Below are 10,682 nucleotides of genomic sequence, written 5' to 3'. Positions count from 1 at the left end.
GGAAGACATCCGCCGTGAATGGTTGTAGAGAATCGCAGAGTAGACACACAGATGGAATTGTCAGATCATCCTTCGCCTAACTATCTAAAGTGATGCCGGATTTAGTCATAAGATAGTTCAAATCCAGGGATGATGCTGGTCCGTGGATTGCAGCGAAAAAACGTCATCCTTAAACCCGGAAATCGCGCCCGCGAAACCTTGTGCCGCGATGCCGGGTACTTAAATTGGAAGAAAAGCTTCCAATTGCAGGAACGGCACACGGCGCAGCAAGCCAGGAGATTGTCCAGGATGGAGCAGACCACGACCGAACTGCGGCAGGCGGAGGAGCTCTTGGGGGCCATGTTCACCGTGCCCAAGGAGCTGCGCCACATTGCCGAGCAGACTTTTGGGCAGCTGTTCGTCCCCACGGAGCTGGTGCACGAGGACGAGCACGAGGCCGACCTGGTCCTTCGCCCGGCGGGGGTGGGGCAGGTGCACGTGCACGCCGAACGTGAGCGCGACTGGTACCCCTTTCGCGTGACCCGCGTGGACGCCGTCACGAGCTGACCGCGCCCGCACCGAAGGACGAAACGGAGGAGGCCGGGTCACGCGGACCCGGCCTCCTCCGTTTTCTGCGTCCCACCCTTGGTCTCATTGCCTGCCCCCGTCCCGCCCCGCCCCGCGAGAGCGTCATCCTGAGGGAGCGCCGCGCGCAACCTGAACGCACGCAGAACCCTGGCGCGACCGAAGGATCTTGTGTGCGGGACTCGGAGGCGAATTCCGTGCACATAGGCTGCCGCAGAGTTTCGCGGGCAAGATCCTTCGTCGCCGCCACAGCCCTCGTCTCGTCAGGATCGCGCGGCGGCTCCTCAGGATGACGCGTGTCGCGGGGGATGCATCGTGGAGGATGCCCCCTGTAGACGACGCATCGGCCGATGACACCCCGCGTTTAGCGTGTGGCTCCAGGCTTACGCCGCGCGGGCGATGCGCTCCAGCGCGTGGCGGTGATGCGGAAAGCCCTCCTCCACCCCGCGGCCGATGGCGACGATCGCGGGGATGCGCACGTGCGCGGGCAGCCCCAGCACCCGCTTGACGGCGTCCGCGTCAAAACCGGCCATGGGCGACGTCTGGTATCCGTGCGCCTGGGCCGTCAGCAGCAGGTAGCCCAGCGCGATGTTGCCCTGCTCCGCGCCCCAGGCCTCGCGCTCCGCCTCCGTCTTGGCGGCGAACGGGCGCAGGATGCCCTCGCGGGCCGACGCGCGCTGCACGGCGTCCATCCCCGGGTGCAGCACCTCGTCCACGTGCTCCAGCGTGTCGCGCATGTCCGTGTACAGCACGATCACGGCGGGCGCGCCGCGCACTTGGCGCTGGTTGAACGCCGCGCCGGCCAGCGCGTCCTTGACCTCCGGCGTCTCCACGACGACAAAGCGCCAGGGCTGCAGGTTGAACGCGGACGGTGCCAGGCCGGTCACGCGCAGGATCTCGTCCAGGTCCTCGCGGGGTATGGGCTCCGGCGCGTACGCGCGGATGGAGCGGCGCTGCTCGGCGGCCTCGCGAACGGTCAGCAGGTCGGTGGCGTACATGAGGACGTCCTTTCGATGCGGATTGCGTCGAAACGGAATTTGTTTCGACGCTCATTTTTCGCGAGAGATCCCGCCGTCGATGATCCCATCGCCCGGCGGGCATCCAGTCCCTCGATTGCTGCAATCAATATAATCGTTGCAACGCACATCTTCAACCCCTTCGGCGTTCAGGAGGCGGATCGGGCCCGGAAAAATCACGCGCGACTTGCGTTCGCTGCGCCGCGGCGGCCATCTTCCGCGGACCGTACGCCCACACCGCCGCATCGACGGATCGCACCTGGATCCGCCGGCGCGCCCCACCCTGGCCCCACGATCGTGCGCAAGATCGATCCGCGGAACTTTCAGCGTGCCACGCGCACGACCACCAAGGAGATCAACCGCCAGATCGTCCTGAACCTGGTGCGCGAGTACCAGCCCATCAGCCGGGCCGACCTGGCGCGGCGGATGGAGGTGGCGCGCGCCATCGTGAGCCCGCTGGTGAACGAGCTCATCGAGCAGGGGCTCATCTACGAGGGCGAGGCGGGCACCTCGCGCCGGGGCCGCAAGCCCACGCTGCTGCACGTGCGCGCGCACGACCGGCTGGCCGTGGCCGTGGACGCGCGGGTGAGCGAGACGCACGTGATGCTGGCGGACTTCAGCGGCCAGGAGCTCGCCGTGGAGGTGCTGCGGACCCCCTCCACCCCCCAGGCGCTGGTGGCGGACCTGGCCGCGTGCATCGGCCGGCTGCTGGAGGAGAACGCGGCCGTGGGCTCGTGCCAGGGAATCGGCCTGGCCGTGCCGGGGATGGTGGATCACCAGACGGGGCGCCTGCTCAACGCGCCGTCGCTGGGCTGGCGCGACGTGGAGCTGCGCGAGCCGCTGGCGCGCGCCACGGGCATTCCCGTGCACATCGACCGCGACGCCGTGGCCTGCGCCCTGGCGCAGATGTGGATGGGCCGCGACGCCGGCGAGCAGCTGGACAGCTTTGCGTACGTCACCATCAGCGACGGCGTGGGCGCGGGGCTGGTGATCAACGGTCACCTGGTGCGGGGCCACCGCGACGCGGCCGGCGAGTTCGGGCACATCCCGCTCACGCTGGACGGCCCCGCGTGCAGCTGCGGCAGCCGCGGATGCTGGGAGGCGTACACCTGCAACCCCGCCACCGTGGCGCGCTACCTGGGCCGCGAGCTGGCCACGCGCGAAAGCTACGCGCAGGTCGCCGCCAGCGGCGTGAGCGTGCGCGACGTCATCACCCGGGCGCGCGCGGGCGAGCCGGCGGCGCGGACGGCGCTGGAGGCCAGCGGGCGGTTCATCGGGCTGGGGCTGGCGGCCATCGTCAACGCGCTCAACCCCGGCCGCATCATCGTGGGGGGCGAGATCGCGGGCGCGTGGGACCTCATCGGCCGCGACGTGGTGGCGGCCATGGCCGAGCGCACGCTCACGCAGGGCAGCGCCGCCACCCCCGTGATCCCCGAGCCGGGGGACGAGCAGGCGCGCCTGCGTGGTGCCGCGGCCCTCGTGGTGGCGCCCATGTTCGCCGCGCCCGACATCGGCTGAAGAACGCCAGGAGGGACGGGCCGCTCGGCCCGTCCTTTCTCTCGCACGATTATATTCCTTGACAAGCATATTCCTGTTCGCGCATATTCAATTCCATGATCGAGACGTTCGCTGCTCTTGCCGAGCCAAACCGCTTTCGCATCGTCGAGCTCCTGCGCGCCGGGCCTCGCCCGGTCAACGAGATCGGCGAGCGCCTTCGGCTCAACCAGCCGCAGGTGTCCAAGCACCTGCGCGTGCTGCGGGAGACGGGAATCGTGGACGTGCAGCCGCGCGCGCAGCAGCGGCTGTACGCGCTGCGGCCGGAATCGCTTCGCCAGCTGCACGAGTGGGTGGAGCGCTATCGCGAGCTCTGGGACGCGCGCTTCGCGGACCTGGACGAGCTCATCGAGGAACTCAAGGCACAGGAGAAGTCCGATGGCCGCACCGACCCCTGAAGCCGCGCGCAACCAGACCACCATGGAGCTGCGGGGCGACCGCGAGATCGTGATCGCGCGCACGTTCAACGGCCCGGCGCGCACCGTGTTCGACGCGTGGACGCGCGCGGACCTCGTGCGCCGCTGGTGGGCGCCGCGGTCGCTGGGCGTGTCGCTCGTGAGCTGCGACGCGGACGTGCGCGTGGGCGGCGGATACCGCTACGTGCTGCAGGCCCGGGAGGGTGAGCCGTTCGCGTTCTCCGGCCGGTACACGGAGGTCACGCCCAGCACGCGCCTGGTGTACACGCAGGTGTTCGAGCCCATGGCCGATGCCGGCGAGGCGGTGATCACGGTGACGTTCGAGGAGGACGGCGGCCGCACGCACATGGTGTCGCGCGAGCGCTACCCCTCGCCCCAGGCGCGCGACGGCGCCATCGCGTCGGGGATGGAGGTGGGCATGCGCGAGACGATGGACCAGCTGGACGAGCTCGTCGAGTCCCTTTCCTGACCCCATGCCGCCCTATGCACGCGAGCCGCGGAAGGGCACCCTGCCCCTCCGCGGCCCGTCCTTCTTGTTGATGACGCCGTGGCGCTCAGGCCGCCGCTTCGCCCCGGATCTCGCGCAGAATCGCCGATCGCTCTTCCTCGGACGGGATGTGGCGCGCGAGGACTTCGGCCGTCGTTTCCAGGATGCGCTCGGAGAACAGCCGTGCCGCGTCCTGCCGCAGCCCCTGGCCGATGTAGAACTTGAGCAGTTCCTCCGCTGACATGTCCCGCGTAGTCGCCACCCGCCGCACCAGGTCCATCGTCTGGACCGGGATGGGCAGCGTCACCGGTTCCGCGGCGCGCGGCCGGATGCGGATGTTCGTAATCTCCTCAGGATCGCGCATAGAGCTTCCTTTCCCCACGGGTGGCGGTACGGGCCGAGATGATACGCGTGGCGCTGAACCGTTCCGTGTGCACGACCAGCAAGAGCCGCTGCGACAACGAGTACCCGATCATCAGCGCCCGGTCTTCTCCACCGACGGACGCATCACCCGCCAGGCAGAATGGGTCGAAGAAAACCTCGACGGCCTCTTCAAACGTCACGCCGTGTTTCTCGACGTTGGTACGGGCCTTTGCCTCGTCCCACTCGAAGCTGACACCCTGAAGCCTGTACGTGATGTCCATCGACAGAGGATAGGCAAGCGCGCCCGCGAGGTCAACCACCCGCATCATCGCGCGGGACGCAGACAGCCCATGTCCCTGCCCTGAAGACGAAACGCCTCGCGCCGGGCGCGGAGCCGCGTCGTGGCGTGAGGCGTTTGCAGTACTGCTGCCTCTGCTCCCTCTGCGTGAGAAAGCAGTTGGGTGTTGCTCACGGAGGCAGCGTGGCGGCGAGCTCGTCGCGGATGTCGAAGTCCGGCCCTAGCTGCACGCGCAGAACCGACAGCAGGTGCCTGGCCGCGCGGGCAAAGCGATCGTGCTCCTCCTCCGTCCACAGCGACGGCCCGGCGGGGCACTCCCAGTCCACGCTGGTATCGTACCAGTCCACCAGCTGCGCGATGCGCTCGCGCGTGGCGCGCGGAAGGGGAAGCTCGCGTGCCGCAATGGGATAGCCGAACCGCTCGCGGGCCGCCGAACAGGCGGACCACAGGCAGATGCCCGAGCCTGGATCAAAGAAGTAGCGCACGGCGTAGCGCGCCATCGGCATCCTCGCCGGTTGGTCCACGCGAGTACGGCTATGAAGTGCGGTGGTTGATACGGATTGATGATGCAGTCTGCGCGCCCAAGGGGTCCCCGCGCAAGGCTGTCGTCCGGCCCGAGCCTGCGCGGCCGCGCGCGCCCCGCCAGTCGGCCACTCCCAATCCGCCAGATGCCACGTCATCCGGCGAAAACGACGCGCCGCCCGCCCCACCGGCCGGCGGGACGAGCGGCGGTAGACGAGCGCCGGCGACGTCCCGCTCAGGCCACCTTGGGCGCGGCGAACTTGCGCGCCACCAGCAGGGCCGTGGCCCCGCGCAGCCGCGGCGACTCGCTCTGCAGGGGCGCGGCGGCCACCGGCGTGGCCGCGGCGGCGGCCGTGAGCGTGCGCTCGCGCATCCGCTGCGACACGATGTCCTGGATGAGGTCCCACGCCGCCGTGATCTCGCCGCCCACCAGGATGCGCGCCGGGCTCAGCGCCGTGACAATGCCGGCCAGGCCCAGCCCCAGGTAGTGCGCCGTCTCTTCCAGCGCGCCGCGGGCCCGCGCGTCGCCGGCGCGCACGCGGGCGATGAGGTCCTCCATGGTGAACCCGCTCATCCGCAGCCGCTCGCGGCCCTCGGGCACGCTGGCGTCCAGGGCAAAGTAGCGGGCCATGGTGGCCACGTTGCTGGTGTACGCCTCCCAGCAGCCGCGCAGTCCGCACATGCAGCGGGGGCCGTCCAGCGAAAGCGGCAGGTGGCCGAACTCGCCCGCCGTGTCGCCGTGGCCGCGGAACACCTCGCCGTCCTCCACCACGCCCACACCAATGCCGTCCGACACGGTGACGTAGACAAAGTTGTCGGGCTCGCCACCGCCGAACGGGGGCAGCCACATGTGGGCCAGGGCGCAGGCGATGGGCGCGTTCTCGATGAACACACGCAGCCCCGTCCCCGCCGCCAGCTTCTCCCGGATCTCCACGCCGCGCCAGCCCAGCTGCGGCGAGTTGAGGATCTGCCCCGTGCGGCGGTGGATCATCCCCGGCACCACGATGCCGATGCCCTCGCACTCCGAGATGCCGTGGCTGTCCAGCAGGCGCGTTACGTGGCGCGAAAGCTCCGCCACGAGCATGTCGGGGTCCAGCTCCGTGGGAAACGACTCCAGGGCGAGCTGCCGCCCGTCCAGGTCCGTGAGCGCCACGTACGTGCGGGCGAACCGCACGTCGACGGCGATGGCGAACTGGTCGCGCGTGCGCACGTGCAGCAGGGTGGGCTTGCGGCCGCGGGGCGCGTTGGCGACGGCGCCCTCGAACAGCACGCCGTCCTGGATGAGCCCCTCCACCAGCTGGGTGATCATCCCGCGGCCCACGTGCATGCGGCGCGCGAGGTCCGCGCGCGAAAGCGGCTGGTGCTCGCGCACCAGGTTCAGCACGATCTTGCGGTTGATCTCCCGCGGCGTGGATCGCGTCGCACGCCGGAACTGCCCCGTGTTGATCTTGCGCATCGGCGGATCCCCTTTTGCCTGCCGGCAGTTACGCCACCTGCGTCCCCGTGGCGTCGAGCTCCTCCGCGGCGCCTACGCCGAATTCGGAAGCAACTCTTACAATTTCGTTCCGACCGCCGGATTGCACAACCCTTTCGGGCCACGTGCCCGCCTCCCGGCCACGTGCTCCCGGGACGGATTGGAGGATAGGCGCAGTTTCTGAAGAAAGCAAGTGATTTCATTGTACCATTTACGCGAAGCCGCTTTGTGCAGATTCTTAACTTTAGATTCTAAACGTAGCAAATCCAAACGCCTTTACGACTCGCTCCTGTCCGAGGCCGCGCGGGCACCGATCCGGGGCCGCGCCAGGCGGGGCATCGGGCGGCGGAGCCGCGTCTTTGGCGGGGTCCGTCACAAACGCGAGAAAGCCCCGCGACCCGCGCGAGGCTTTCTCTCTGTATCGGCCCACCGCCACGATGGGTTTAGTGGATGCGGATTGGAATCCGGCGTACCCGGCGCCCCAGTCACAGCGAATGAGTTCGCGGCTCCGACAACGTGATGTCGGCCTGTGCCGACCGTTCGTTCCGCACGCCGTCCTTGTGCACAACGGCAGCGTTCGAACCGTCGAACGGCCTGCCACGGTGTACATGGCTCGCCTGTGCTGGGGCAGTCCGCGCAGGCGGACTTCGCGACTTTCCAGCGGCGAATTCATTCGCTCCGGCGCGGGGCCGGCCCTCACCGGATCCGATCCGCACCGGCATCACCCACTCCGGCGCGGGGCCGGCCCTCACCAGATCCGATCTGCATCGGCATCAACCACTTGGGCTCGGGGCCGGATCTCACCGGATCCGATCCGCATCGGCATCACCCACTCCGGCTGGCGGACGGCCCTCGCCGGATCCGATCCGCACCGACATCACCCACTCCGGCTCGGGGCCGGACCTCGCCGGATCCGATCCGCATCGGCATCACCCACTTCGGCCGGCGGACGGGCCTTACCGGATCAGATCCGCACCGGCATCACCCACTTCGGCTCGGGGCCGGACCTTACGGGATCCGATCCGCATCGGCATCACCCACTCGGCTCGGGGCCGGACCTTACCGGATCAGATCCGCATCGGCATCACCCACTCCGGCTGGCGGGCGGGCCTTACCGGATCCGATCCGCATCGGCTCTACCGCGCCGCGGCCGCGCCTGCCCGGCGCTTGCGGTCGCGGACGGCGCCGGCCGTTCCGCCGCCGTCCGGGCCAAAGCGCGCGCGGCGGCCCCGCCAGGCGCGCAGGCGGCGCAGGCTCAGCGACAGGCCCGTCCACACCAGCACGGCCGCACCCAGCGACACCAGCCCGGCGATCGTCTGCCCCACGATCCCCAGCACCTCGCCCGTGTGGGCAAAGCGCAGGATGGAGCGCATCCGCCGCCCCAGCGTGCCCGCGCCGAACGGCTCCCACTTCACCTCCGCGCCCGTCGCGCGGTCCAGCGTGAGCGAGGCGCGCTTTTGCGGCTGCCCGCCCGTCCCCCGGTCGATGTTGAAGACTACGGGTGCGTCCGCCGACTTGGGGAGGGTCAGCGAGATGGTGCGCCAGCCGTCCACGCGGCCGCGCGCCGTCGCCAGCAGGGGGTCGATGCCGGCCAGCACGTCGCCGCCCCCGCCGCCGCGTCCTTCCCCGCCCTCGCGCGCGCCGCCGCCTTCACGTCCGCCACCTTCACGACCACCACCTTCACGACCACCCTCGCGCCCGCCGCGCTCGCCCGCCGCGCCCGCACGCCCCGCCTGGGCCTGCGGACCACCGGGCCCACCGCCGGGCCCGGACTGCGCCGGCGGCTCCTCGCCCGCCAGGCGGTAGACCAGGTTGCTGGCCCACGGATAGGAGATGACGACGGCCGACGCCACGATGATCAGCAGCGGCACGAACGACCACAGGCCGATGACGTTGTGCCAGTTGAAGTCGCGCGCCTTGGCGCGCAGCCCGCGGCGGAACAGCGTCACGCTGCGGAACGCCTCGCGCGTCCACGTGCGCGGCCACCACAGGTAAAACCCGCTCAGCACCAGGAACAGGAAACCCAGGTTGGACGCGCCCGTGATCATCTTGCCGCGGTCGCGCCCGTCGCCGGACTGGGCCAGCCAGCGGTGCCAGTCCGTCACCTTGCGAAAGAAGGCCCGCATGGTCGTGGCGCCCTGGCCCAGCACGGCGCCCGTGTACGGGTCGGCGTAGATCGTCTTCTCGCGCCCGTACGCCACGCGCACGGGCCGGTTCTCGCCCGCCAGCCAGCTGATCTGCGTGGGCGTGCCCGTCTCCGCCTGCCCCACGCGCCGCATCAGCTCGTCCACGGCGAGCGGCCGGGCGCCGGGCGCGGGAGCCGGCACCTGCACGGCCCGCGCATCGGCCCAGGCCAGCATCTGCTTTTCGTACGTCAGCAGCACGCCCGTGACGGACATGATCAGCACCACCAGCGCGACGGCCACGCCGGTCACCAGGTGGCACCAGAAGAGGATCTTACGGAACAGGCGCATGGGAGTGCGTCAGAGAGAGCGAATGAGAATCACTCTCAATCTGTCGTCGCTCGAACACCCGCGCCAGAGGGCGGCGCATCTTTTCGCGCGCGGGGAGTGTACGACCCTCCGTGCCCACGCTGCGCGGCACCCCGTCCGACTTGCCTTGAATGTCCCCATGGATACGTATACACTGTTCTCGCACGACGAATCACGTGCGAAACAAAAGGTGCAATCTTGGGGTTTAAATGCGGGAAAGGTGATGTTATACTTCTATCAGCGTCGGACCAGCGGCACGTCGGCCCCGGCCGTTGCGCGCTCCCCCCGGGGAGCGCATCCCACAAAAAAGACATGGCAACGGCCTGTACGGCCCCGCCTGGCACAACGGCCAGGATGGGGCCGTTTGCGTTGCCAGGGAAAGGAGGTACCCGTGCACGCTCCAGGACCCGCCGCGGACCCGTCCGCGGATTCGCTTCGCCTGCTGCGGCTGGCGGCCAGCTGCCCCCGGTGCGGCTCGCGCCCCGCCGTTCGCGTCACGCAGGCCGTGGTGCAGGCCATGGCCCGCCACCAGCCGGAGAGCCGGATGGCCACGTACCAGTGCCACCGCCGCCGCTGCGGCGCCATCTTCGACATCCCAGCCCGGGCCTTTCAGCAGGCCTCCTGAGCCAGCGGGGATTGACGGCGGGCGGCGGCTCCCGTTACCCTCGAAGGAGGAACACCTGAGACCGGGTCCGCGAGGCCCCTCGCTCGGCACAGCGCCGGGCGAGGGGCCTTTTTGCATTCGCGGCGGGCCCGGCCCCGGCGGACGGGGCGCGCGGACACGGATCCGCGCGCCGGACCCACTGACACACGAGGACCCCATGTTTTCCCTGATCATCCAGGGCGTGCCTCCGTCCACGGCCGGCCTGCCGGACGGGGCCACGCTTCCCGCCGCCGCGGACCCCACGCTGGAGACGGTGGGGATCGCGCTGCTGGCGTACGGGCTGGTGCAGCTGCTGTCCCGCGTGCTGGACAAGCTGCTGGCCGCCCGCGCGGCCGAGACGCCGGCGCCCGGCCCCGCACCCAGCTTTCGCGCGGAGGACCGCAAGCGCCTGGAAAAGATGTTCGAGATGATGACGGCGGACCGCGAGCGGATGCAGCGCATTGCCGAGAGCGTGGACGAGATCCACGAGCAGACGCGCTGGCTGGCCGAGCAGCGCGCGCGCACGGACCCGGTGGACGGGCAGCCCGCATGGAACTGCCGCGCGCGGGGGATGCTGGACCAGCTCAACACGCAGCAGCGGCTGGTGGGCCAGGCGCTGGACGAGCTGCGCAGCCTGAACCGGCAGAACGAGACGGTGATGCGCCGGCTGCATTCCGTGTGGCGCCGGGTGAGCCGGTGGAGGAGGGACTGATTGAGTGCGAAAGTGCGAAAGTGCGAAAGTGCGAAAGTGCGAAAGTGCGAAAGTGCGAAAGTGCGAAAGTGCGGAAGTGCGGAAGTGCGGAAGTGCGGAAGTGCGGAAAGTAGAGGATGCGGATCGCGCTCCCGGCAGAAG

12 protein-coding genes are annotated in these 10,682 nt (G+C 69.7%); 6 read left to right on the top strand and 6 right to left on the bottom strand.

Going from position 1 to position 10,682, the window contains the following annotated elements:
* Positions 1 to 288: 288 nt before the first annotated feature.
* On the top strand, positions 289 to 546 hold the full coding sequence (locus VFZ20_RS10915) for a hypothetical protein (protein ID WP_329683905.1): 258 nt from the start codon (positions 289 to 291) through the stop codon (positions 544 to 546).
* 401 nt (positions 547 to 947) lie between these two features.
* Here VFZ20_RS10915 and VFZ20_RS10910 read toward each other — a convergent pair whose 3' ends face one another.
* A complete protein-coding gene (locus tag VFZ20_RS10910; protein ID WP_329683904.1) occupies positions 948 to 1,562 on the bottom strand; it encodes a nitroreductase family protein in 615 nt (204 codons plus the stop codon).
* Positions 1,563 to 1,877: 315 nt separating this feature from the next.
* Between VFZ20_RS10910 and VFZ20_RS10905 the strand changes: the two genes are divergently transcribed.
* The 3 genes from VFZ20_RS10905 (at position 1,878) to VFZ20_RS10895 (ending at position 4,019) form a co-directional block, all read left to right on the top strand.
* Positions 1,878 to 3,098, top strand: coding sequence for an ROK family transcriptional regulator (locus tag VFZ20_RS10905; protein ID WP_329683903.1), 1,221 nt, complete (start codon positions 1,878 to 1,880; stop codon positions 3,096 to 3,098).
* Between the two features lie 95 nt (positions 3,099 to 3,193).
* Positions 3,194 to 3,532 (top strand): metalloregulator ArsR/SmtB family transcription factor, encoded by a 339-nt coding sequence (locus VFZ20_RS10900; protein ID WP_329683902.1) that lies wholly within the window; start codon positions 3,194 to 3,196, stop codon positions 3,530 to 3,532.
* Positions 3,513 to 4,019: an SRPBCC family protein gene (locus tag VFZ20_RS10895; protein WP_329683901.1), complete on the top strand. Its 507-nt coding sequence runs from the start codon at positions 3,513 to 3,515 to the stop codon at positions 4,017 to 4,019. The genes VFZ20_RS10900 and VFZ20_RS10895 overlap by 20 nt, the downstream gene beginning before the upstream one ends.
* Before the next feature lie 85 nt (positions 4,020 to 4,104).
* Here VFZ20_RS10895 and VFZ20_RS10890 read toward each other — a convergent pair whose 3' ends face one another.
* The 5 genes from VFZ20_RS10890 to VFZ20_RS10870 form a co-directional block, all read right to left on the bottom strand.
* The gene (locus VFZ20_RS10890) at positions 4,105 to 4,401 is read right to left on the bottom strand and encodes a hypothetical protein (protein WP_329683900.1); all 297 of its coding nucleotides are present in this window, start codon (positions 4,399 to 4,401) and stop codon (positions 4,105 to 4,107) included.
* Positions 4,388 to 4,681, bottom strand: coding sequence for a BrnT family toxin (locus VFZ20_RS10885; protein WP_349264083.1), 294 nt, complete (start codon positions 4,679 to 4,681; stop codon positions 4,388 to 4,390). The genes VFZ20_RS10890 and VFZ20_RS10885 overlap by 14 nt, the downstream gene beginning before the upstream one ends.
* 187 nt (positions 4,682 to 4,868) lie before the next feature.
* A complete protein-coding gene (locus tag VFZ20_RS10880) occupies positions 4,869 to 5,198 on the bottom strand; it encodes a hypothetical protein (RefSeq protein ID WP_329683898.1) in 330 nt (109 codons plus the stop codon).
* A 257-nt stretch (positions 5,199 to 5,455) separates the two neighbouring features.
* On the bottom strand, positions 5,456 to 6,676 hold the full coding sequence (locus tag VFZ20_RS10875) for an ROK family protein (protein ID WP_329683897.1): 1,221 nt from the start codon (positions 6,674 to 6,676) through the stop codon (positions 5,456 to 5,458).
* Positions 6,677 to 7,830: 1,154 nt separating this feature from the next.
* Entirely contained in the window at positions 7,831 to 9,168 is a 1,338-nt protein-coding gene (locus tag VFZ20_RS10870) for a PepSY-associated TM helix domain-containing protein (RefSeq protein ID WP_329683896.1), read from the bottom strand.
* Between the two features lie 409 nt (positions 9,169 to 9,577).
* Here VFZ20_RS10870 and VFZ20_RS10865 point away from each other — a divergent pair, with 409 nt between their 5' ends.
* Both VFZ20_RS10865 and VFZ20_RS10860 read left to right on the top strand, forming a co-directional pair.
* Complete coding sequence (locus VFZ20_RS10865; RefSeq protein WP_329683895.1) at positions 9,578 to 9,811, top strand: hypothetical protein; 234 nt, start codon at positions 9,578 to 9,580, stop codon at positions 9,809 to 9,811.
* A gap of 196 nt (positions 9,812 to 10,007) precedes the next feature.
* Complete coding sequence (locus VFZ20_RS10860; RefSeq protein WP_329683894.1) at positions 10,008 to 10,541, top strand: hypothetical protein; 534 nt, start codon at positions 10,008 to 10,010, stop codon at positions 10,539 to 10,541.
* The last annotated feature ends 141 nt before the right edge of the window (positions 10,542 to 10,682 follow it).

The organism is Longimicrobium sp. (assembly GCF_036280135.1).
Taxonomy (GTDB): Bacteria; Gemmatimonadota; Gemmatimonadetes; order Longimicrobiales; family Longimicrobiaceae; genus Longimicrobium.
This window is presented reverse-complemented; position numbering and strand designations above follow the sequence as displayed.

Coding starts and splice junctions, on each gene's coding strand:
- VFZ20_RS10870 (WP_329683896.1), bottom strand. CDS start 9,168: ATGCGCCTGTTCCGTAAGATCCTCTTCTGGTGCCACCTGGTGACCGGC.
- VFZ20_RS10885 (WP_349264083.1), bottom strand. CDS start 4,681: ATGGACATCACGTACAGGCTTCAGGGTGTCAGCTTCGAGTGGGACGAG.
- VFZ20_RS10880 (WP_329683898.1), bottom strand. CDS start 5,198: ATGGCGCGCTACGCCGTGCGCTACTTCTTTGATCCAGGCTCGGGCATC.
- VFZ20_RS10910 (WP_329683904.1), bottom strand. CDS start 1,562: ATGTACGCCACCGACCTGCTGACCGTTCGCGAGGCCGCCGAGCAGCGC.
- VFZ20_RS10895 (WP_329683901.1), top strand. CDS start 3,513: ATGGCCGCACCGACCCCTGAAGCCGCGCGCAACCAGACCACCATGGAG.
- VFZ20_RS10900 (WP_329683902.1), top strand. CDS start 3,194: ATGATCGAGACGTTCGCTGCTCTTGCCGAGCCAAACCGCTTTCGCATC.
- VFZ20_RS10890 (WP_329683900.1), bottom strand. CDS start 4,401: ATGCGCGATCCTGAGGAGATTACGAACATCCGCATCCGGCCGCGCGCC.
- VFZ20_RS10860 (WP_329683894.1), top strand. CDS start 10,008: ATGTTTTCCCTGATCATCCAGGGCGTGCCTCCGTCCACGGCCGGCCTG.
- VFZ20_RS10875 (WP_329683897.1), bottom strand. CDS start 6,676: ATGCGCAAGATCAACACGGGGCAGTTCCGGCGTGCGACGCGATCCACG.
- VFZ20_RS10915 (WP_329683905.1), top strand. CDS start 289: ATGGAGCAGACCACGACCGAACTGCGGCAGGCGGAGGAGCTCTTGGGG.